Origin of the sequence: Streptomyces nojiriensis, from assembly GCF_017639205.1 — a bacterium.
GTDB classification, from domain to species: Bacteria; Actinomycetota; Actinomycetes; order Streptomycetales; family Streptomycetaceae; genus Streptomyces; species Streptomyces nojiriensis.
This window is the reverse complement of the sequence record NZ_CP071139.1, coordinates 5,340,170-5,361,144: the sequence shown is the minus strand read 5'-3', so window position 1 is coordinate 5,361,144 and position 20,975 is coordinate 5,340,170. Positions and strand designations below refer to the sequence as shown.

18 protein-coding genes are annotated in these 20,975 nt (G+C 71.8%); 13 read left to right on the top strand and 5 right to left on the bottom strand.

Annotated elements, in window-relative coordinates; all coding sequences use genetic code 11:
* Positions 1-405 precede the first annotated feature (405 nt).
* The 6 genes from JYK04_RS25040 (at position 406) to JYK04_RS25015 (ending at position 8,491) form a co-directional block, all read left to right on the top strand.
* On the top strand, positions 406-1,707 hold the full coding sequence (locus JYK04_RS25040) for a sensor histidine kinase (protein ID WP_189733434.1): 1,302 nt from the start codon (positions 406-408) through the stop codon (positions 1,705-1,707).
* Positions 1,708-1,943: 236 nt separating this feature from the next.
* Entirely contained in the window at positions 1,944-2,603 is a 660-nt protein-coding gene (locus tag JYK04_RS25035; RefSeq protein ID WP_150262025.1) for a response regulator transcription factor, read from the top strand.
* A gap of 151 nt (positions 2,604-2,754) precedes the next feature.
* The gene (locus tag JYK04_RS25030) at positions 2,755-4,698 is read left to right on the top strand and encodes a 2-oxoacid:acceptor oxidoreductase subunit alpha (protein WP_189733437.1); all 1,944 of its coding nucleotides are present in this window, start codon (positions 2,755-2,757) and stop codon (positions 4,696-4,698) included.
* The gene (locus tag JYK04_RS25025) at positions 4,691-5,761 is read left to right on the top strand and encodes a 2-oxoacid:ferredoxin oxidoreductase subunit beta (RefSeq protein WP_189733438.1); all 1,071 of its coding nucleotides are present in this window, start codon (positions 4,691-4,693) and stop codon (positions 5,759-5,761) included. Before JYK04_RS25030 ends, JYK04_RS25025 begins: the two co-directional genes overlap by 8 nt.
* 229 nt (positions 5,762-5,990) lie before the next feature.
* Positions 5,991-6,935 carry an EamA family transporter RarD gene (gene rarD, locus JYK04_RS25020; protein ID WP_189733440.1) on the top strand — a complete coding sequence of 315 codons (945 nt, stop codon included), beginning with the start codon at positions 5,991-5,993 and terminating at the stop codon, positions 6,933-6,935.
* Positions 6,936-7,174: 239 nt separating this feature from the next.
* Positions 7,175-8,491 (top strand): M28 family metallopeptidase, encoded by a 1,317-nt coding sequence (locus tag JYK04_RS25015; RefSeq protein WP_189733442.1) that lies wholly within the window; start codon positions 7,175-7,177, stop codon positions 8,489-8,491.
* A 13-nt stretch (positions 8,492-8,504) separates the two neighbouring features.
* Here the strand turns inward: JYK04_RS25015 and JYK04_RS25010 are convergent, their stop codons facing one another.
* From JYK04_RS25010 to JYK04_RS24995, 4 genes are all read right to left on the bottom strand, one after another.
* Positions 8,505-8,921 carry a hypothetical protein gene (locus tag JYK04_RS25010; RefSeq protein WP_229874988.1) on the bottom strand — a complete coding sequence of 139 codons (417 nt, stop codon included), beginning with the start codon at positions 8,919-8,921 and terminating at the stop codon, positions 8,505-8,507.
* The gene (locus tag JYK04_RS25005; protein ID WP_223835884.1) at positions 8,918-9,121 is read right to left on the bottom strand and encodes a ribbon-helix-helix domain-containing protein; all 204 of its coding nucleotides are present in this window, start codon (positions 9,119-9,121) and stop codon (positions 8,918-8,920) included. Before JYK04_RS25005 ends, JYK04_RS25010 begins: the two co-directional genes overlap by 4 nt.
* A 106-nt stretch (positions 9,122-9,227) precedes the next feature.
* Positions 9,228-10,454 carry a LolA family protein gene (locus JYK04_RS25000; RefSeq protein ID WP_189733446.1) on the bottom strand — a complete coding sequence of 409 codons (1,227 nt, stop codon included), beginning with the start codon at positions 10,452-10,454 and terminating at the stop codon, positions 9,228-9,230.
* A 222-nt stretch (positions 10,455-10,676) separates the two neighbouring features.
* Positions 10,677-11,687, bottom strand: a complete 1,011-nt coding sequence (locus JYK04_RS24995) for a polyprenyl synthetase family protein (RefSeq protein WP_189733448.1) — start codon at positions 11,685-11,687, stop codon at positions 10,677-10,679.
* A gap of 515 nt (positions 11,688-12,202) precedes the next feature.
* On the opposite strand from JYK04_RS24995, the gene JYK04_RS24990 reads away from it, so the two are divergent.
* Positions 12,203-14,206, top strand: a complete 2,004-nt coding sequence (locus JYK04_RS24990; RefSeq protein WP_189733773.1) for a CocE/NonD family hydrolase — start codon at positions 12,203-12,205, stop codon at positions 14,204-14,206.
* Between the two features lie 137 nt (positions 14,207-14,343).
* On the opposite strand, the gene JYK04_RS24985 is transcribed toward JYK04_RS24990, so the two are convergent.
* Positions 14,344-15,162: an HAD family hydrolase gene (locus JYK04_RS24985; RefSeq protein ID WP_189733450.1), complete on the bottom strand. Its 819-nt coding sequence runs from the start codon at positions 15,160-15,162 to the stop codon at positions 14,344-14,346.
* A gap of 339 nt (positions 15,163-15,501) precedes the next feature.
* Between JYK04_RS24985 and fahA the strand changes: the two genes are divergently transcribed.
* The 6 genes from fahA (at position 15,502) to JYK04_RS24955 (ending at position 20,975) form a co-directional block, all read left to right on the top strand.
* Positions 15,502-16,725, top strand: coding sequence for a fumarylacetoacetase (gene fahA, locus JYK04_RS24980; RefSeq protein ID WP_189733452.1), 1,224 nt, complete (start codon positions 15,502-15,504; stop codon positions 16,723-16,725).
* A gap of 139 nt (positions 16,726-16,864) precedes the next feature.
* A complete protein-coding gene (locus tag JYK04_RS24975; protein ID WP_189733454.1) occupies positions 16,865-17,635 on the top strand; it encodes a GntR family transcriptional regulator in 771 nt (256 codons plus the stop codon).
* A gap of 61 nt (positions 17,636-17,696) precedes the next feature.
* Positions 17,697-17,924 carry a 4Fe-4S dicluster domain-containing protein gene (locus JYK04_RS24970; protein WP_030011381.1) on the top strand — a complete coding sequence of 76 codons (228 nt, stop codon included), beginning with the start codon at positions 17,697-17,699 and terminating at the stop codon, positions 17,922-17,924.
* A gap of 14 nt (positions 17,925-17,938) precedes the next feature.
* Positions 17,939-19,303, top strand: coding sequence for an ABC transporter substrate-binding protein (locus tag JYK04_RS24965; RefSeq protein WP_189733456.1), 1,365 nt, complete (start codon positions 17,939-17,941; stop codon positions 19,301-19,303).
* Positions 19,300-20,214 (top strand): ABC transporter permease, encoded by a 915-nt coding sequence (locus JYK04_RS24960; RefSeq protein ID WP_189733458.1) that lies wholly within the window; start codon positions 19,300-19,302, stop codon positions 20,212-20,214. Before JYK04_RS24965 ends, JYK04_RS24960 begins: the two co-directional genes overlap by 4 nt.
* Positions 20,211-20,975 (top strand): ABC transporter ATP-binding protein, encoded by a 765-nt coding sequence (locus JYK04_RS24955; RefSeq protein WP_189733460.1) that lies wholly within the window; start codon positions 20,211-20,213, stop codon positions 20,973-20,975. The genes JYK04_RS24960 and JYK04_RS24955 overlap by 4 nt, the downstream gene beginning before the upstream one ends.

Here is a 20,975-nt window from a genome sequence, read left to right as displayed (position 1 = left end):
CCCCCGGGCCCCTTGTTTCGTAGGTGAGCGGGACTCCTGTCCAGGGTGGGCGGGGGTCCCGTTCGTGTGTCCGGCTCGCCGCCGTTTCCCGGGGCTCCGCCGTGCGCCTCGCCGGCGGGGCTGCGGGGATGGGCCGGGTCCCGTACGGATTCCGCTGCGCCGCCGATTCCCAGGGCTCCGCCCCGGACCCCGCGCCTCAAACGCCGGCGGGGCTGAATGTGGCGACGCCGCGTCGGATACCGGCGGGGTGGGTGGGTCGCCTCAAACGCCGGCGGGGCTGAATGTGGCGCGGCCGAGGGGTGGGGTTAACCCCCCGGTGGAGATGCCGACCCGCCGCATGGTTGTGGGTGGGCGGGGGCGGCAGGGTGGGGGTGTCATGGAGGACCGGAAGGGCGGGGCGGGATCATGGGCAACGGCACAGGCACGGGCGGCGGGATCGGCGCGGTGCTGCGGGCTCCGGTCGCGGGGCGGACCTGGCGGGAGTTCGGGTACCTGCTGATCGGGCTGCCGCTGAGCACGCTGTACTTCTCCCTCGTCATCGCCGGCGTGAGCCTCGGCGCCGGACTGCTCGTCACCTTCCTCGGCGTTCCGGTCCTGGCCGGCGTGCTCGCCATGGGCCGCGGCTTCGGGCACGTGGAGCGGGCCCGGGTGCGCGCGCTGCTCGGGACGGACATCGCCGCCCCCGCGCCGATCCGGGCGAAGAAGGCCGGGCCGCTGGCCGCCATGGGTGCGCTGCTCAAGAGCGGGAGCGCCTGGCGCCACGCGCTGTACTCGGTCATCCACTTCCCGTGGGCGGTGTTCTCCTTCTGCCTGTCCCTGACGCTCTGGGCGTGCGGGTGGGCGTACCTGCTGTACCCGCTCTGGTTCTGGGTCTTCCCGGCCTACACCGACCAGCCGGGTCTGCAGCTCTTCCAGAACGACGACTACACCTTCTACCTCGACTCGCCGGCCATGATCGTCCTCACCTGCCTCGTCGGGCTGGCCGCCACCCTCGCCACCCCGTGGGTGGTCCGCGCCCTGACCACCGTGGACCGGGTCATGGTCGGCGGGCTGCTCGGGGCGTCCAGCCTGGCCACCCGCGTCAGCGAGCTGGAGTCCGACCGCGGGGTGGTCGTGGACACCGCGGCCGCCGACCTGCGGCGCATCGAGCGGGACCTGCACGACGGGGCGCAGGCCCGGCTGGTGGCGCTGGCGATGGATCTGGGGCTGGCGAAGGAGAAGCTGACCGAGGATCCGCAGGCCGCCGCCCGGATGGTGGACGAGGCCCACGGCGAGGTGAAGATCGCCCTCCAGGAGCTGCGCGACCTGGCCCGCGGGATCCACCCGGCCGTGCTGACCGACCGGGGGCTGGACGCGGCGCTGTCCTCGGTGGCCTCGCGGTGCGCGGTGCCGGTACGGGTGGCCGTGGACCTGCCGGCCCGGCCCGCGGCGGCGATCGAGGGGATCGCGTACTTCACGGTCTCGGAGCTGCTGCAGAACGTCAGCAAGCACGCGCTGGCCCGGTCGGCCTCGGTGGACGTGTGGAAGTCCGGGGAGCGGCTGCTGATCCAGGTCGCCGACGACGGCCGGGGCGGGGCCGGGCCGCGGGAGGGGACGGGGCTGGCGGGGCTGACCGAGCGGCTGGACGCCGTGGACGGGGTGCTGGTCGTCGACTCCCCCGCCGGCGGCGGGACGACGGTCACGGCCGAGCTGCCCTGGCGCCCGTAGGGGCTGGGCGGAGCCGCCGACGGAAGGGCCGGGCCGGATGGCCCGGCCCTTCGCAACTCCCGGCGCGCGCGGCGCCCGTTTGCGGTATGCGACCTTCCAGTACTCGAAAACTCCCCCCGTACGGCGACGCGTTGTCCCGGCTCTGCCTTCACCGGGAGCCAAGACTGGGATGCTTGGCTGAGTCGGGTAGTGCATGAACGAGTGGACGCGGGAGCTGCTGAGTCGTGGAAGACAGGGTGCGGGTGGTCATCGCCGAGGATTCAGTGCTGCTGCGTGAGGGCCTGACCCGGTTGCTGACCGACCGGGGGCATGACGTCGTGGCGGGCGTCGGGGACGCAGAGGCCCTGATCAAGACGGTGGCGGACTTGGCGGCCGAGGGGGCGCTGCCGGATGTGGTGGTGGCGGACGTAAGGATGCCGCCGACCCACACCGACGAGGGGGTACGGGCGGCCGTGCGGCTGCGCCGCGACCATCCCGGGATAGGTGTGCTCGTGCTGTCCCAGTACGTGGAGGAGCAGTACGCCACCGAGCTGCTGGCCGGTTCCAGCACCGGGGTGGGGTATCTGCTCAAGGACCGGGTGGCCGAGGTGCGGGAGTTCCTGGACGCGGTGGTGCGGGTGGCCCGGGGCGGTACGGCCCTGGACCCCGAGGTCGTCGCCCAGCTGCTCGGTCGCAGCCGGAAGCAGGACGTCCTGGCGGGCCTGACCCCGCGCGAGCGCGAGGTGCTCGGGCTGATGGCCGAGGGGCGGACGAATTCCGCCGTGGCCAAGCAGCTTGTCGTGAGCGACGGCGCGGTGGAGAAGCACGTCAGCAACATCTTCATGAAATTGGGCCTTTCGCCGAGTGACGGGGATCACCGGCGAGTACTGGCCGTTCTCACCTATCTGAAATCTTGATCGACTGACACTCTGTCAGATATGGCATACCGGCAGGGCCGTCTCAAGGGGCGGTCCTACGGTCCAGAATGTGGTCGCTCCTGGGGACCTCATCCCTGCCGACGTAGGGTTGGTTCCGGGGGTGCTCACGCCTCGAAGGAGGTCCAGTTCAGTGACCAGCCAGGTCAGCAGCCCAGCCGAGCAGGCCGACGGGGCCGGGGGTGCGGTTGTCGGTGGACAGCGCACCCCGGAGAGTCCGGGCGGCAAGGAAGTGCGCCGCCTCGATCGTGTGATCATCCGATTCGCGGGTGACTCCGGTGACGGTATGCAGCTCACCGGTGACCGCTTCACCTCGGAAACGGCGTCCTTCGGGAACGACCTGTCGACGCTGCCGAACTTCCCCGCCGAGATCCGCGCCCCCGCCGGAACCCTCCCGGGCGTCTCCTCCTTCCAGCTCCACTTCGCCGACCACGACATCCTCACCCCGGGCGACGCCCCGAACGTGCTGGTGGCGATGAATCCGGCGGCCCTGAAGGCGAACATCGGGGACCTGCCGCGCGGCGCCGAGATCATCATCAATACGGATGAGTTCACCAAGCGCCCCATGGCCAAGGTCGGCTACGCCACCTCGCCGCTGGAGGACGGCTCCCTCGACGCCTACAGCCTGCACCCGGTACCGCTGACCACCCTGACGGTCGAGGCGCTGAAGGAGTTCGGCCTCTCCCGCAAGGAGGCCGAGCGAAGCAAGAACATGTTCGCGCTGGGCCTGCTGTCGTGGATGTACCACCGGCCCACCGAGGGCACCGAGAACTTCCTGCGGCAGAAGTTCGCGAAGAAGCCCGAGATCGCCGAGGCGAACGTCGTCGCCTTCCGGGCCGGCTGGAACTTCGGGGAGACGACCGAGGACTTCGCGGTCTCCTACGAGGTCGCCCCCGCCACCCGCGCCTTCCCCACCGGCACCTACCGCAACATCTCCGGGAACCTGGCGCTCTCCTACGGTCTCGTCGCCGCGAGCCAGCAGGCCGACCTGCCCCTCTACCTGGGCTCCTACCCGATCACCCCGGCCTCGGACATCCTGCACGAGCTGTCGAAGCACAAGAACTTCGGCGTGCGGACCTTCCAGGCCGAGGACGAGATCGCCGGCATCGGCGCGGCGCTCGGCGCGGCCTTCGGCGGCGCGCTCGGGGTGACCACCACCTCCGGGCCCGGTGTGGCGCTCAAGTCGGAGGCGATCGGCCTCGCGGTGTCGCTGGAGCTTCCGCTGCTGATCGTGGACATCCAGCGCGGCGGCCCCTCCACCGGACTGCCGACCAAGACGGAGCAGGCGGACCTCCTCCAGGCCATGTTCGGCCGCAACGGCGAGGCACCCGTCCCGATCGTGGCGCCGCGGACCCCCGCGGACTGCTTCGACGCCGCCCTCGACGCGGCCCGGATCGCGCTCACCTACCGGACCCCCGTCTTTCTGCTCTCCGACGGCTACCTCGCCAACGGATCCGAGCCCTGGCGGGTCCCGGAGGTCGCCGACCTGCCCGATCTGAAGATCAAGTTCGCCACCGGCGCGAACCACACCCTGTCCGACGGCACCGAGGTGTTCTGGCCGTACAAACGGGATCCGAAGACCCTCGCCCGACCCTGGGCCATCCCCGGCACCCCCGGCCTCGAACACCGCATCGGCGGCATCGAGAAGCAGGACGGCACCGGCAACATCTCCTACGACCCGGCCAACCACGACCTCATGGTCCGCACCCGCCAGGCCAAGGTCGACGGCATCCGGGTGCCCGACATCGACGTCGACGACCCGGACGGTGCCACCACCCTGGTCCTGGGCTGGGGTTCCACCTACGGCCCCATCACCGCGGCCGTCCGCCGGCTGCGGGGCGCCGGACTCCCCATCGCCCAGGCCCACCTGCGCCACCTCAACCCCTTCCCCAGGAATCTCGGCACGGTCCTGGAGCGTTACGACAAGGTAGTGGTGCCGGAGATGAACCTCGGGCAGCTCGCCACCCTGATCCGGGCGAAATACCTGGTCGACGCCCAGTCGTACAACCAGGTCAACGGAATGCCGTTCAAGGCGGAGCAGCTCGCCACGGTTCTCAAGGAGGCCATCGATGACTGAGGTGACCGAAGGGGAGCGGACGCTGCTCTCGCTGGTACCGAAGGCCGAGAGCAAGCAGTCGATGAAGGACTTCAAGTCGGACCAGGAGGTCCGCTGGTGCCCCGGTTGCGGTGACTACGCCGTGCTGGCCGCGGTTCAGGGCTTCATGCCCGAACTGGGCCTCGCGAAGGAGAACATCGTCTTCGTGTCGGGCATCGGCTGCTCCTCCCGCTTCCCGTACTACATGAACACGTACGGGATGCACTCGATCCACGGCCGCGCCCCGGCCATCGCCACGGGCCTCGCCACCTCCCGCCGGGACCTGTCGGTCTGGGTGGTCACGGGCGACGGCGACGCGCTGTCCATCGGCGGCAACCACCTCATCCACGCCCTGCGCCGCAACGTCAACCTGAAGATCCTGCTCTTCAACAACCGGATCTACGGGCTGACCAAGGGCCAGTACTCCCCCACCTCCGAGCTCGGCAAGATCACCAAGTCGACCCCGATGGGTTCGCTGGACGCGCCCTTCAACCCGGTGTCGCTGGCGATCGGGGCCGAGGCCTCCTTCGTCGCCCGGACCGTCGACTCCGACCGCAAGCACCTCACCGAGGTGCTGCGCCAGGCGGCCGACCACCAGGGCACGGCGCTCGTGGAGATCTACCAGAACTGCAACATCTTCAACGACGGCGCCTTCGAGGTCCTCAAGGACAAGGACCAGGCCCTGGAGGCCGTGATCCGGCTGGAGGACGGGCAGCCGATCCGCTTCGGCGCGGACGGCGCGAAGGGTGTCGTACGCAACCCGGCCACCGGAGACCTGGAGGTCGTGGACGTCACCGCGGCCAACGAGGCCCGGATCCTGGTGCACGACGCACGCAACGCCAGTGCCACCACGGCGTTCGCGCTCTCCCGCCTCGCCGACCCCGACACGCTGCACCACACCCCGATCGGGGTGTTCCGCAGCGTGGAGCGGCCCGTCTACGACACCCTCATGGCCGACCAGCTCGACGCGGCGATCGACCGCAGCGGCAAGGGCGACCTCGGGGCGCTGCTGACCGGCAACGACACCTGGACCGTCGTCGGGTAGCGCGGCGCATCTCCCGCTCGCGACGGAGCCCGGATCCTGCACCAGGATCCGGGCTCCGTCGCGTCCGGCGCGGCACCGCGGCCCCGCCGGGCCCCACCAGGCCTCGCCGAGCCCCGCCGGACGCGCGGGCCCCGAAGGATGTCATGAGTATCTCTTGATTACGGGCATGACATCTGAGCCGTACGGCGATACCGTCGTGAAGTTGGCTGGAAGTCGTACAGGAGGCCCCGTGAAGGCAGAGAACGAGCAGCGCACGGGTTTGCTCTACGGATTCGGCGCTTACGGGATGTGGGGGCTGGTCCCCCTCTTCTGGCCGCTCCTCAAGCCCTCCGGGGCGATCGAGATCCTCGCCCACCGCATGGTGTGGTCCCTGGCCGTGGTCGGTCTGGCGCTGCTCGCGCTGCGCCGCTGGGGCTGGATACGGGAGCTGCTCCACCAGCCCCGCAAGCTCGGCCTGACCGCGCTGGCCGCCACGGTGATCAGCGTGAACTGGGGCCTGTACATCTGGGCCGTCAACAACGAGCACGTCGTCGAGGCCAGCCTCGGCTACTTCATCAACCCCCTGGTCAGCATCGCCATCGGCGTGCTGGTGCTCGGCGAGCGGCTGCGCCGGGCGCAGTGGGTGGCGGTCGGCCTCAGCTTCGCCGCCGTGCTGGTGCTCGCCATCGGTTACGGGCGGCCGCCGTGGATCTCGCTGATCCTCGCCTTCTCCTTCGCCACGTACGGGCTGATCAAGAAGAAGCTCGACATGGGCGGCCTGGAGTCGCTGACCGCCGAGACGGCCGTGCTGTTCCTGCCCGCCCTCGGATACGTCCTGTGGCTCGGCGCGCAGGGGCAGTCCACCTTCGCCTCGCACGGCGTCGCCCACTCGCTCCTGCTGGCCGCGACCGGGCTGGTCACGGCGATCCCGCTGGTGTTCTTCGGGATGGCGGCGGTCCGGGTCCCGCTGTCCACCCTCGGACTGCTCCAGTACATGGCCCCGGTCTTCCAGTTCGGCCTCGGCGTCCTGTACTTCCACGAGGCCATGCCGCCCGAGCGCTGGGCGGGCTTCTCCCTGGTGTGGGCCGCGCTCGTGCTCCTCACCTGGGACGCGCTGCGTACGGCGCGGCGGTCCCGGGCCAGGGTGGAGGCGGCACCGGCCGTCCTGCCGACGCCGGCCCGCGAGCCCGCGTAGCACCGCCCGCCGTGGCGCCGCCCGCCGGACTCGCGCCGGCAAGCCCTCCACACCCTCGATCCCCGGTACGGACCACCCGTACCGGGGATCGTCCGTTTTCCGAACTGCCCTGACCGAATTGTGGTCTTGACGGACAGTCATACTCTCGCTGAACATCAGGCTCGCACTGACGCACTAACGCTCACCCGCTCTATCCCCACTCGTTCCGTCATATCCCCGCGGAATCCCGGAGCCCCCACATGAGCCTGTCCGTCTCCCGGCGCCTTGCTGCCGTGACCGCGTTCGCGGTCGCCGGCCTGTTCGCCTCCGCCGTCCCCGCCGCACTCGCCGCCCCCACGGCGGTCGCCGCGGCGCCGACACCGCCCGACATACCGCTGGCCAACGTCAAGGCCCACCTGTCGCAGCTCTCGACCATCGCCGCCAACAACGGCGGCAACCGCGCCCACGGCAGGGCCGGCTACAAGGCCTCGATCGACTACGTGAAGGGCAAGCTCGACGCGGCCGGCTTCACGACCACCCTGCAGACCTTCACCTCCAGCGGTGCCACCGGCTACAACCTGATCGCCGACTGGCCGGGCGGCGACCCGAACTCGGTGCTGATGGCCGGCTCGCACCTGGACTCGGTGACCGCGGGCGCGGGCATCAACGACAACGGCTCCGGCAGCGCGGCCGTCCTCGAAACGGCCCTCGCCGTATCCCGGGCCGGTCTGCAGCCCACCAAGCACCTGCGCTTCGGCTGGTGGGGCGCGGAGGAGCTGGGCCTGATCGGCTCGAAGTACTACGTCAACAACCTGCCGGCGGCCGAGAAGGCGAAGATCTCCGGCTACCTGAACTTCGACATGATCGGCTCGCCGAACCCGGGCTACTTCGTCTACGACGACGACCCGACGATCGAGCAGACCTTCAAGAACTACTACACCGGCCTCGGCATCCCGACCGAGATCGAGACCGAGGGCGACGGCCGCTCCGACCACGCCCCCTTCAAGAGCGCGGGCATCCCCGTCGGCGGCCTGTTCTCCGGCGCCGACTACACCAAGACGGCGGCGCAGGCGCAGAAGTGGGGCGGCACCTCCGGTCAGGCCTTCGACCGCTGCTACCACTCCTCCTGCGACAGCCTGACGAACATCAACGACACCGCCCTGGACCGCAACTCCGACGCCGTCGCCTACGCGGTCTGGACGCTCGGGGCGGCCACTCCGGTCCCTCCGGGCCAGTCCTTCGAGAACACGGCGGACGTGAACATCCCGGACTCCCCCGCGGCGGCGGTCTCCTCGCCGATCACGGTCTCCGGCGTGACGGGCAACGCTCCCGCGACCACCAAGGTCGACGTGAACATCGTCCACACCTACCGCGGTGACCTGGTGGTCGACCTGGTCGCCCCCGACGGCACCGTCTACAACCTGCACAACCGCACCGGCGGCAGCGCCGACAACCTCGTCCAGACGTACACCGTCAACGCCTCCAGCGAGGTCGCCAACGGCGTCTGGAACCTCCGGGTCAAGGACACGGCGGCGCAGGACGTCGGCTACATCAACAGCTGGAAGATCACCTTCTAGGCCTTCCGCCTGCTCAGGCGTCCTCGGCGCGGGACTGCGAGGACGCCTGGAGCGGCTCCTGGATGCGGGCGCGCAGCTCCTCGGCCACGGCGGCGATGTCCGCGCGGCCCAGCTTCGCGGCCTCCACCAGGTCGCCGAGCTCCTCCGGCGAGGGCAGCTGCTTCGCCCCGGCCACCCGCAGGTACGAGCGGGTGGCCGCGGCCGCGTAGAACTCGTTCATCGGGGATTCCAGCGCGGGGCACACCGCGAGGGTGTGCAAAAACGCGGCGGCCCGCCACGCGGTGTCCGGGGCGGGCTGTTCGGGCACCAGGACGAGGTCGTTCTGGTGCCGGGCGACCGCGGCGGCCACCCCGGAGGGATCCCACACGGCGGGATCGGACGGGAGATGGTGGGCCAGAGCCGTCCAGGCCCACTCCATGGTGATCTTCAATTGCCGAACCGCTGCTGGAAGTAGCCCCAGTGGTCGGCGAACTCCTCTATGCCGGAGAGGAAGTTCTTCCGGTCCTCGTCGAGTTCGCGCTCCGTGACCTCGGTGATCAGCGCGGTGACCGTCGTCCCCAGTGCCGCCGCACGCGCCTTCAGACGTTCGTGGAACTCTTCGTCCAGGCGGATGGTGACGTGTCTCGACATGTCCAACACCGTACAGCGGGTGTGCTGTACGGGGAGCGGGAACGCCGCAAGGGTGGGCAGGGACACAGTCCCGGTCCACCCTCGCGGCTGCCCGTGCGGCTGCCGGCTACTTGTTGGCGTCGGCCGCCTTGACCAGCGCGTCCTTGGTGACCGCGCCGACGTAGACCTTGCCGTCGTCGGTGATCAGGGCGTTGACCAGGCGGGTCGACAGGACGCGGCCCTCACCGAACTTCCCGGTGACCTTGTCCCCGAGGGAGTCGAGGAACTGCTTGGCCTCCTTCGGGGCGTTCTTGTCGTTCTGCAGGTCCTTCAGGCTCCGGCCCTCGCCGCTGTCGATCCGGGCGATGGTCGACCAGCCCTCGCCGAGCACCTTCACGTCGCCCTTGCCGCCCGCGCCGCCGGCCAGACCGCCGAGGCCCGGGAAGGACTCCAGCGCCTTCCAGTGCTCGTCCGCGCCACCCTTGCCCTTGCCCTTGCCCGCCCCGTCCACGCCCTCGGTCAGCTTGGCGCCCTTGGATGCGGTGAAGGAGAAGGTGTCCGCGGCCGGCTTGGCGAAGTCGACCTTGGTGAAGCCGGCGTCCACGATCGGCTTGCCGCCCTGGGCGGACAGCAGCTGCACGCGCAGCGGCACGCCGTTCTTGGCGTCCACCGCGATCTGGACCGAGCCGACCGTGGAGCCGGACTGCTTGGGCTTCAGCACCAGCTGGTAGGCGTCCCGCCCGGCCACCTGCGCGGTGTCGCCCACGCTGACGTCCGTGGTGGGGCCGGCGGCCTTCAGGATCTCCTCGGCCAGCTTCTGCGGCGAGGCGGCCAGCCGGTCGCCGGTCTTGTGCTCCTTGCCGCCCTCCTTGCCCTTGCCCTGGCCGCCCTCGGCGTTCTTCTCGTGGAAGACCTCGTTCGACTTGGAGTCGTAGCCCCACACGTCGTCGCCGTTGTGGATGAGGCTGTACTCGTCCTTGCCGTCGAGGAAGGTCAGCCGCTGGCGGTCCGGGCCGTCGGCCGCGACGCGCAGGGTGTGGCTGCCGTTCGCCAGCTGGGCGACCTTGTCCTCCGGGTTGGCGGAGCCGCCCGCGACGCCACCGCCGCCGAGCAGCCCGCTCGCGATCTTCGGCAGCCCGAGGTCGGTGGTGATCCGGGCGGTGCCGGACAGCTGCTGCACGTCCGAGGCGGCGACCTTCTCGATGAGCTGTTGCGCCGTCACCTTCGGCAGGTCGGGCCCGCCGGCGTTGGCGAAGGCCGGGACCATCGCAACGGTCGCCGCGGCCACGCCCGCCACCGCTACCGGTACGGCGTACCGGGCGGCCTTGCGGGAAGTCTTGGTGTTCGGTGCCATGTCAGTGCCCTGCCCTCTGTGTCGACTGCGGTGACCACCGTGTCGCCGCGCTCACCCGATCTGGTGGGGTTTGATGACTCCATCTGACCAAATCCGCGGCCCCGGGGCGTCAGTCCCCGGACGCAACTCCGCGTACGCCCGTGGGATGACATGGAAAGGGCCCTCCTCCCCCGACCCGTAGGGGTCGCCGGGGCGGAAGGGCCCGTTCCGCAGTCGTTGCCGTTACCCGGCGCGGTGCACCACCGCGTCGCAGAGCTCTTCGAGCGCCGACTTGGCGAAGCACTCGGGCAGCGGGGCCAGCATGGCCCGCGCGTCCTCGGCGTACTGGATGGTGTCGCGGCGGGCCCGCTCCAGGGCGGGGTGCGCCCGCAGCCGGGTGAGCACCTCGGCGTGGCGGGCGTCGTCCGTCAGGTCGCCGTCCAGGAGCTGTACGAGCTCCAGGTCCGCCGGGTCGCCGCCCTGGGCCGCCATCTCGCGCAGCCGCAGCACGGGCAGCGTCGGGATGCCCTCGCGCAGGTCGGTGCCCGGGGTCTTGCCGGACTCGTGCGCGTCGGAGGCGATGTCGAGGACGTCGTCGGCGAGCTGGAAGGCGGTGCCGAGCCGCTCGCCGTACTGGGTCAGGATGTCGACGACCGACTCGTCGGCGCCGGACATGAGCGCGCCGAAGCGGCCGGAGACCGCGATCAGCGAGCCGGTCTTGCCGGCGATGACGTCGAGGTAGTGGGCGACGGGGTCGCGGCCGTCGCGCGGGCCGGCCGTCTCCAGGATCTGGCCCGTCACCAGCCGCTCGAAGGCCTCGGCCTGGATGCGTACGGCCTCCGGCCCGAGGTCGGCCAGGATGTGCGAGGCACGGGCGAACAGGAAGTCACCCGTGAGGACCGCCACCGAGTTGCCCCAGCGGGCGTTGGCGCTCTCCACCCCGCGGCGGACGTCCGCCTCGTCCATGACGTCGTCGTGGTAGAGCGTCGCGAGGTGCGTGAGCTCGACCACGACGGCGGACGGCACGATGCCGGGCGCGTAGGGATCACCGAAACGGGACGCGAGCATCACCAGCAGCGGCCGGAACCGCTTGCCTCCGGCCCGGACCAGGTGCTGTGCGGCCTCGGTGATGAAGGGGACTTCGCTCTTGGTGGCTTCCAGCAGACCCGCCTCGACGGCGGCCAGTCCGGCCTGGACATCGGTTTCAAGAGCCTGGTCCCGCACGCTCAGTCCGAACGGCCCGACGACGGTCACGAGGGGTACTCCTGTCTGCTGACGATCACGCTGACGATCACATGGATTGTCGATGTGTCGCTGCCATCACTCAAGCCAGCGTATCGGGTCTGTTTTCGATCACCGAGAGCGCCTTCCCGGCCACCACCCGCGCACTGTCCGATGAGCACCGGTATGTTCTGGAGGAGACGAAACAACCGGAGAAGGCGTTTTGCCCAGAACTGCGACCGAGATGGACGAGCCCGCGGATCCGGAGGCCGACCGGCAGCCGCCCCAGGTCGACCATGCCTTCCCCGGGCACCGCCGCCTCCGTCCCGGCGGCCCACGGGACCATGGTCCACCCCGTCTCCCTTGCCGGCGGATGGCTCGCCGACCGCATCCCCGGTTCGTGCCGGGCCGTGCTGTGGGGCGGCATCCTGATCGCCTGCCCTCCATTACGCCATGGCGGTGGCCGCCGTCCGGCCGGCCGCAAGCGCCCCGTCCGCCGGGGCCGGGTCCGAGGCGATACGTCCGAGGCGATCGGAGGCTGGGAGCAGATGATCATCCGTACCGACTTCCCGTACGACACCACCCACGAGGATGTCCGGATCCCACTGCCCGACGGTGTCGAGCTGTACGCCCGGATCTGGCGCCCGGTGACGGACGAGCCGGTTCCGGCGCTGCTGGAGTACCTCCCGTACCGGCTCACCGACTGGACCGCGCCGCGCGACCGGCAGCGCCACCCCTGGTACGCGGGGCACGGCTACGCCTCCGTACGGGTGGACATGCGCGGGCACGGCTGCAGCGGGGGCCTGCCGGGTGACGAGTACGACGCCCGCGAGCTGGCCGACGGCGTGGCGGTGGTGGAGTGGCTGGCGGCGCAGCCGTGGTGCACGGGATCGGTGGGGATGTTCGGGATCTCGTGGGGCGGGTCCAACTCCCTCCAGATCGCGGCGCTGGCCCCGGAGCCGCTGAAGGCGGTCGTCTCGGTCTGCTCGACGGACGACCGGTACGACAACGACGTCCACTACATGGGCGGCTCGGTGCTCGCCGTGGACATGCACGCGTGGGCGGCGACCATGCTGGCCTTCGCCTCCCGGCCGCCGGACCCGCAGTTCGTCGGCGACGACTGGCGCCGGCAGTGGCTGGAGCGGCTGGAGGCCGTGGAACCGCTGATCCACACCTGGCTCTCCCACCAGACGCGCGACGCCTACTGGCGCCACGGCAGCGTCTGCGAGGGCTATCCGGCCATCGGCGCGGCCGTGCTCGCCGTCGGCGGCTGGCACGACCCGTACCGGGACACCGTGCTGCGGCTGGTCGAACACCTGCCGTCCGCCCGCGTGCGGGGCCTGATCGGCCCCTGGTCGCACCAGTACCCGGACCGCGGCCTGCCGCCGGGGCCGGCCATCGGCTTCCTGCAGGAGACCCTGCGCTGGTGGGACCACTGGCTGAAGGGTGCGGACAACGGGGTGATGGAGGAGCCGCTGCTGCGCACGTGGATCAGCGAGTCGCACCCGCCCGCGACGGTGTACGAGGAGCTCCCGGGCCGCTGGGTCGGCGAGAGGTCCTGGCCGTCGGCGTCCGTCATCCCCGTCCCCTACGTGTTCCAGGGCGCGCCGGTGGAGGTCGCCTCCCCGCAGCACACCGGGCTGGACGCGGGCCGGTTCTTCCCCTTCGGCAACGACGCCGACCTGCCGCCGGACCAGCGTGAGGAGGACGCGAAGTCGGCGTGCTTCGAGTTCCCGGTGGGGCGCGAGGAGCCGGTGGAAATCCTGGGACGGCCGTCGGTCACCCTGCGGCTGCGGCTCGACGTGCCGTACGGGCAGGTGGTGGCCCGGCTGTGCGACGTGGCCCCGGACGGCTCCTCGACGCTGGTCACGCGGGGCGCGCTGAACCTCTCCGCCCGCCGGGGCCGCGACCGGGCGATGCCCTGGCCGGTGGGCGCGTACGAGGACGTCGCCTTCGAGCTGAACGGCATCGGCCACGCCTTCGCGCCGGGGCACCGCATCCGGCTCGCCGTGTCCTCCGCGTACTGGCCCTGGATCTGGCCGCGGGCCGGGTCCGAGGCCGGCTGGACCCTGGACCCGGCGGGCAGCGCGCTGACCCTGCCGGTGCGGGCGGGCTCCGCGGCGGACGGCGGGATCGTCTTCGAGGCCCCGGAGCAGGCGGAGCCGCTGGGTGTGGTCTTCCCGGAGACGCTGGACGAACGGCGCCCGGAACGGCTGGTCGTACGGGACGTCGCACGCGGGACGTGGCGGCTGGAGGTGGACCCGCGGTACGGGGGCACCCGGGTGTACCCGGACGGCCTGGAGTACGACGAGGACGCGCAGGAGGTGTACGAGATCCAGGACGCGGACGCGCTGTCGGCGCGGACGCGGTCGCGGTGGCGGATCCGGCTCCACCGGCCGGAACTGGGCTGGGACGCGAGGGTGGAGACCCGGTCGGAGATCAGTTGCGACGAGGGCGGTTTCCTGACGTCGAACGAGGTGGTGTGCCGGGAGGGGGACGAGGTGGTCTTCCACCGGACGTGGGAGCGCCGGCTGCCGCGCGCGGCGGGCTGAGCAGGACGAACCGCCCTGGCGGGCGGCCCCGGGGCGCCGCCCCGGACCCCGCGCCTCAAACGCCGGCGGGGCTGAACCACCAGCCCCGCCGGCGTTTGAGGCGCGGGGGTGCGGGGGCGGAGCCCCGGAGACGGCGGTCAGCCGTACAGGCGTTCCAGTACCACCGCGATGCCGTCGTCCTCGTTGGACAGCGTCAGCTCGTCCGCGACGGCCACCAGCTCGCGGTGCGCGTTCGCCATCGCCACCCCGTGGGCCGACCACGCGAACATCGGGATGTCGTTGGGCATGTCGCCGAAGGCGATCGTCCCGGACGGGCAGACGCCGAGGACGTCCGCCGCCCGCGCGAGCCCGCTGGCCTTGTCGATGCCCGGCGGCTGGAGTTCCACCGTGTGCTCGCCCGCCATCGTGACGTTCACCAGGTGGCCGACCACCGACCGCGCCACCTCCGTCAGCTCGTCGTCGTCCAGCTCCGGGTGCTGGAGCAGCACCTTGTTGATCGGCGCCGACCACAGGTCGCAGCGCCTCGGGACGCGGACCGTCGGCAGGTGGGGGTGCCACATCCGGTAGCCCGGCCCTATCAGCATCTCCGCGTCCAGGCCCTCCTGGTTGACCGCCGCGTAGACCTCGCCGACCTCCGCCTCGATCTTGCCGAGGGCCACCTCGGCCAGCTCCCGGTCCATGGACACGGAGTGCAGCAGGCGCCCGCGCGCCGCGTCGTACACCTGCGCGCCCTGCCCGCACACCGCGAGCCCCGTATATCCGAGCCCGTCCAGGACGTGTCGGACCTGGGGGACGGGGCGTCCGGTGACGATGATGTGCTGGGCGCCGGCCGCGCGCGCCGTCGCGAGTGCCTCGTACGAGCGGGCGGAGACGGTGTCCCCGGCTTGCAGCAGAGTCCCGTCCAGGTCTGTGGCGATCAAGGCATAGGGAAGGGCCGGAGGCGGGGCGGAAGTCACGGCGCCTAGGATACGGACCCCTTTGGACAAGTCCTACAAATAGAGCCCGAATCCGGCCTCCCCCACGTCCCATCCGTCACTTTGGCGCGCTCCCGCGTCGAGCGGGACAGGGGCGGGGCAGGGAAGTGCACAACCCCGACGGTAGAGCCCTCGATCGACCGCACGCACCAAAAGATCAGATATGACCGGAACTGTGGATACCTGACCACAGGAGTCGCCGCGGGGTGTGTTTCATCTCCGACCGGGTACCCGCGCGTTCCCGCGGGATCCTGAGTAGCGTGTCCCGCACCGTGTCTACCGGGACACCCCCGGACCGCGTCGAAAGCGAGGCAGTACCCCATGCCCCAGCAGAGCCCCCTCGATGTCCCCGAGGGCGACCCGTTCGGGCCGCACAACCTCCCCTACGGCGTCTTCTCGACCGCCGCGGACGACCGGCGGCGGGTCGGCGTGCGCATCGGCGGATTCGTCCTCGACGCGGGGGCGGCCGCGGCCGCGCTCGGCTCCCCGTTCGCGGGCCTGCTCGGACAGGCCTCCCTCAACCCCCTGCTGGGCGCCGGCCACACCGCCTGGCGCGACGTGCGCCGCGCGCTGACCGCCTGGGTGACCGACCCCGGCCACCGCCCCGCCGTCGAGCCGCACCTGGTGCCGCTCGACGAGGTCACCCTGCACCTGCCGTACGAGGTCGCCGACTACGTCGACTTCTACGCGAGCGAGCACCACGCCACCAACGTCGGGAAGATGTTCCGCCCCGACGGCGACGCGCTGACGCCCAACTGGAAGCACCTGCCCATCGGCTACCACGGCCGCTCCGGCACCATCGTGGTCTCCGGCACCGACGTCGTGCGCCCGAGCGGCCAGCGCAAGGCGCCCACCGACCCGGCGCCCGTCTTCGGCCCCTCCGTCAAGCTCGACATCGAGGCCGAGGTCGGCTTCGTCGTCGGCACCCCCTCCCAGCTCGGCCGGCCGGTGGCGCTGGGCGACTTCGAGGAGCACGTCTTCGGGCTGTTCCTGCTCAACGACTGGTCGGCGCGCGACATCCAGGCCTGGGAGTACGTGCCGCTCGGCCCCTTCCTCGGCAAGTCCTTCGCCACCTCCGTCTCCGCCTGGGTCACCCCGCTGGAGGCCCTCGACGCGGCCCGGGTCGCCCCGCCCGCCCGGGACTTCCCGCTCCAGCCCTACCTGGACGACAGCGACTTCGACCGCCCGGGCGGCTTCGACCTGCGCATCACCGTCTCCATCAACGGGCAGGAGGTGGCACAGCCGCCCTTCGCCACCATGTACTGGACGGCCGCCCAGCAGCTCGCCCACATGACCGTCAACGGCGCCTCCCTGCGCACCGGCGACGTCTTCGGCTCCGGCACCGTCAGCGGCCCCGAGGTCGGCCAGCGCGGTTCGCTGCTGGAGCTCACCTGGAACGGCCGCGACGCCATCGAGCTCACCGACGGCAAGCGCACCTTCCTGGAGGACGGGGACACCGTCACCCTCACCGCCTGGGCCCCCGGCCCGGACGGCACGCGCGTCGGCCTCGGCGAGGTCACCGGCCGCATCGTGGGCTCCCGCTAGTCCACACTTCGGTCGGCGGGGTGGCGGATCTTTCCGCCACCCCGCCGAAACCGCAGGTCAGAGCATTGCATAAGTGCCGTCAGGTGGCGCAACACTGCGGCAACACCACCGGCGCCGGGCCGCCGGTACGTTCCCTGCCATGCCAGCCGAACGAACCGCCACGCACACCGTCCCGGTCGCCGCCGCGCGCCGCCGGCGACTGCGCGCGGACCAGGCGCGGCAGCTCGCCGACCTGCTGCGCCACCAGATCCTGGTGGGCGGCTACCCCGGCGGGGTCCTCCCCCTGGAGGGCGAACTCGCCGACTCCTACGGCGCCGGCCGCAACACCGTCCGCCAGGCCCTCGACCTGCTGCGCGGCGAGCGGCTCGTGGAGCGCCGCCCGGGCGTGGGCACCGTCGTGGTCTGCGAGAAGTACCCGCACGGCCTGGACCGCCTGCAAGGCCTGGCGGAGACCTTGAACGAGCACGGCCGGGTGACCAACGAGGTCCGCACCGTCGGCCCCGTCCGCGCCCCCGCCCCGGTCGCCGGGCGGCTCGGCCTGCCCGACCACGCCGACGTGCTCTACATCGAACGGCTGCGGCGCCTGAACGGGCTGCCGCTCTCCCTCGACCTCACCTACGTCCCCATGGACATCGGCGCCGGACTGCTCGGCTGCGACCTGGAGAACACCGACGTCTTCCGGCTCCTGGAGCAGCTGACCGGACAGCCGCTCGGGCACGCCGAGATCACCCTCGAGGCGGTCAACGCCGACGCGCACTCCGCCGCCGTCCTCCAGGCCCCGCGCGGGGCCGCCGTCCTGATGCTGGAGCGCCTCACCCACCTCGGCGACGGCCGGCCGGTGGACCTGGAGTTCATCCGCTTCCGCGGCGACCGGATCACCATGAGCGGCCTGCTCCGCCGCTCCCTCTGAGCCCTCCGAGCCCCCTCAGCCCCCTCCGACACCGAACGTACCCACCTTCCTGGAGACAGCCATGCCCGTGGTCCCCCAGCGCGGCGACGTGCCCGTGACCATCGACGAGTCCCTGTGCATCGACGGCTGCACGCTCTGCGTCGACATGTGTCCGCTCGACTCGCTCGCGATCCGCGAGGACAACGGCAAGGCCTACATGCACGTCGACGAGTGCTGGTACTGCGGCCCGTGCGCCGCCCGCTGTCCCACCGGCGCGGTCACCGTCAACATGCCCTACCTGCTCCGGTGAAAGGTCCCCTCCCCATGCGTACGACGCGCACGACGCGTACGAAGGCACTCGCGCCCGCCGCGCTCGCCCTGCTCCTCGCCCCCGTGGCCACGGCCTGCTCGGGCTCCGCCGGGGCGGCCGGCTCCACGACGGTCACCGTGACCGTCGGCTACCAGTCCAAGACCATCAACACCGTCACCGCCGGCACCCTGCTGCGCTCGCTCGGCTACTTCGAGGAGGAGCTCGCCGCGCGCGGCAGGAAGGACGGCATCACCTACCGGGTGGACTGGCAGGACTACGCCACCGGCGCCCCCATCACCGCCCAGATGACGGCAGGGAAGATCGACATCGGCTCGATGGGCGACTTCCCGCTCCTCATCAACGCGGTGCGCGGCAAGGAGCTGAAGCAGCCCACCCACCTCGTCTCCGTGACCGGCTACAACCTGCACGGCGGCCTCAACACCGTGGTCACCGAACCGGATTCGAAGCTGGAGTCCCTGGCCGACCTGCGCGGCAAGAAGGTGTCGACGAGCGTCGGCTCGGCGGCCGACGGAACGCTCGTACGGGCGCTGCAGCGCGCCGGGATCGATCCGTCGGGCGGCATCGAGAAGCTCAACCAGCAGCCCAGCGTGGGCGCTTCGGCGCTCCAGGCGGGCAGCGTCGACGCGCTCTCGCAGTTCGTGGCGTGGCCGGGCCAGCTGGCGTACGAGGGCCGGGCCAAGGCCCTGTACGACGGCGCCGAGTTGAACCTGCCGACCTTCCACGGGGTCACCGTGCGGGAGAAGTTCGCCAAGGAGCGGGCCGGCGTGCTGGACGACTTCCTGCGGGCACAGCGCCGGGCCACCGACCACCTGCGCGCGGAGCCGGTCGCGGCCGCCGAGTCGGTGGCGAAGGAGACCGGGCTGCCGGCGGAGGTGGTGTACCTCTACAACGGCGCGAACGGCATCGCGACCTTCGACCCGGCCCTGCGCCCGGAGCTGATCGACGCGCTGAAGCAGGACGTCCCGGTGCTGAAGGACGCCAAGCTGGTCGGTGACGTGGACGTGGACGCGTTCGTGGACCCGCAGCCCCTGGCGCGGGTGGCGGCCGGGGCCGCGGAGTACCCCAAGGCGGTGGCCGCCCGCCCCGAGCTGTGGCTGAAGGGCCAGGCCCGCACGCAGTCCTTCGACTCCCCGCGCGAGCTGCTGAAGGCGGCGCGCGGCGCGGACGTCCGGGCCGCGTACGTGCCGGACGCGGTGACGGGCACGCTCTGGTTCGCGGACAAGGCGGTGTGGGTCGCCGAGGGGACGGAGCTGCGCGCCTTCGTCACGCCGGCGGGCGCGAAGGCGTACGTGGCGGCGCACCAGGGGTCCGGGGCGCGGATCGTGAGCTTCGCCGAGGCCGGGACCCTGGCGTCATGACGGGCGGTCGCCGGCTGCTGCGGGTGGCCTCGCTCGGCGCGGCCCTGCTCGTGTGGCAGGGGCTGACCTCGCTGGACGTGAACGTGTGGCTGCGCTTCGAGCAGTTCCCGACGGTGGGCGAGGTCGCCGGGGCGTTCGCCGAGCGGGCCGGGACCGGGCCCTTCTGGCAGGACCTGGCCTCCAGCCTGCGCCGGATCGTGACGGGCTTCGCGCTCGCCGCGGTCCTGGGCGTGGCGGTGGGCACGGCGATCGCCCGGTCGCGGATCGCGGCCGATGTGCTGGGCCCGCTGCTGGAGGTACTGCGTCCGGTACCGGCGATCGCGCTGGTACCGGTGGCGATCCTGCTGTTCCCCTCCAACGAGCAGGGGATCGTGTTCATCACCTGCACGGCCGCCTTCTTCCCGGTGCTGGTCTCGACGCGGCACGCGGTGGGGGCGCTGACCCCGGTGTGGGAGGAAGCGGTCCTGACCATGGGCGGCGGGCGGGCGCGGATCCTCTTCTCCGTGGTGCTGCCGGGGGCCCTGCCGGGCATCTTCGGTGGCCTGTCGGTCGGGATCGGGGTGGCCTGGATCTGTGTGATCTCGGCCGAGATGATCTCCGGCGAGTACGGGGTCGGCTACCGGACCTGGCAGGACTACACGGTGATCGACTACCCGGGCGTCTTCGTCGGCATGGTCACCATCGGCGCGCTGGGCTGGCTGACCTCCACGGCCGTGGAGCGCGCGGGCCGACGGCTGACGCGGTGGCTGCCGGCGCGCGAGGGTGCGGGCACCGCACGCACCCGTACGGGGCGGGGCCCCGGCCGATCGCCCCGGGCCCCGCTCCCGGCCCCGGCCGGCGTGGCCGGCGTGGCCGACGCGCGTTCCGGACCGGGGACCTTCCCCGGCCAGACCCGAGAGGTGACCCCATGAGCGTGACCCGGGCAGATGCCCGGACCGGTACCGGCGCCGCATCGCACCCCGCGCCGCACGGGGCGCGGCTCGCGCTGCGCGGCGTACGGCTCGGGCACCGCGGGAACGCGGTGCTCGACCGGGTCGATCTGACGGTCGAGCCCGGGGAGGTGCTCGCCGTCGTGGGCCCGTCCGGCTGCGGCAAGTCCACGCTCCTGCGCACCCTCGCGGGGCTGCTGCCGCCGCTCGACGGCGCGGTGGAACAGGACGGCGCCCCGGTCCGCGGCCCGGACGGCGACCGGGCGCTGGTCTTCCAGGACGACGCCCTGCTCCCCTGGCGCACGGTCCGCGCCAATGTCGAACTGCCCCTCGCCATCCGCGGGCACGGCCGGGCCGAGCGCCGGCGGACCGCCGGGCAATGGCTGGAGCGGGTCGGCCTGGACGCGCACGCGCACAAGTTCCCGCACCAACTCTCGGGCGGGCAGCGCCAGCGCGTGCAGCTGGCCCGCGCCCTCGCCGCGCGCCCACGCGCCGTCCTGATGGACGAACCCTTCGGGGCGCTCGACGCCCAGACCCGCGCCGGGATGCAGGACCTCCTCGTGGACGTCCTCGCGGGCACCGGCGCGACCGTCGTCTTCGTCACCCACGACGTGGACGAGGCCCTGTTCCTCGGTGACCGCGTCGCACTGCTCGCCGCCGCGCAGGTGGTCCCCGTACCGCGGCCGCGCGACCGCGGGGCCGCGTACGCCGGGCTCCGGCAGCAGATCATCCACTCACTCTGA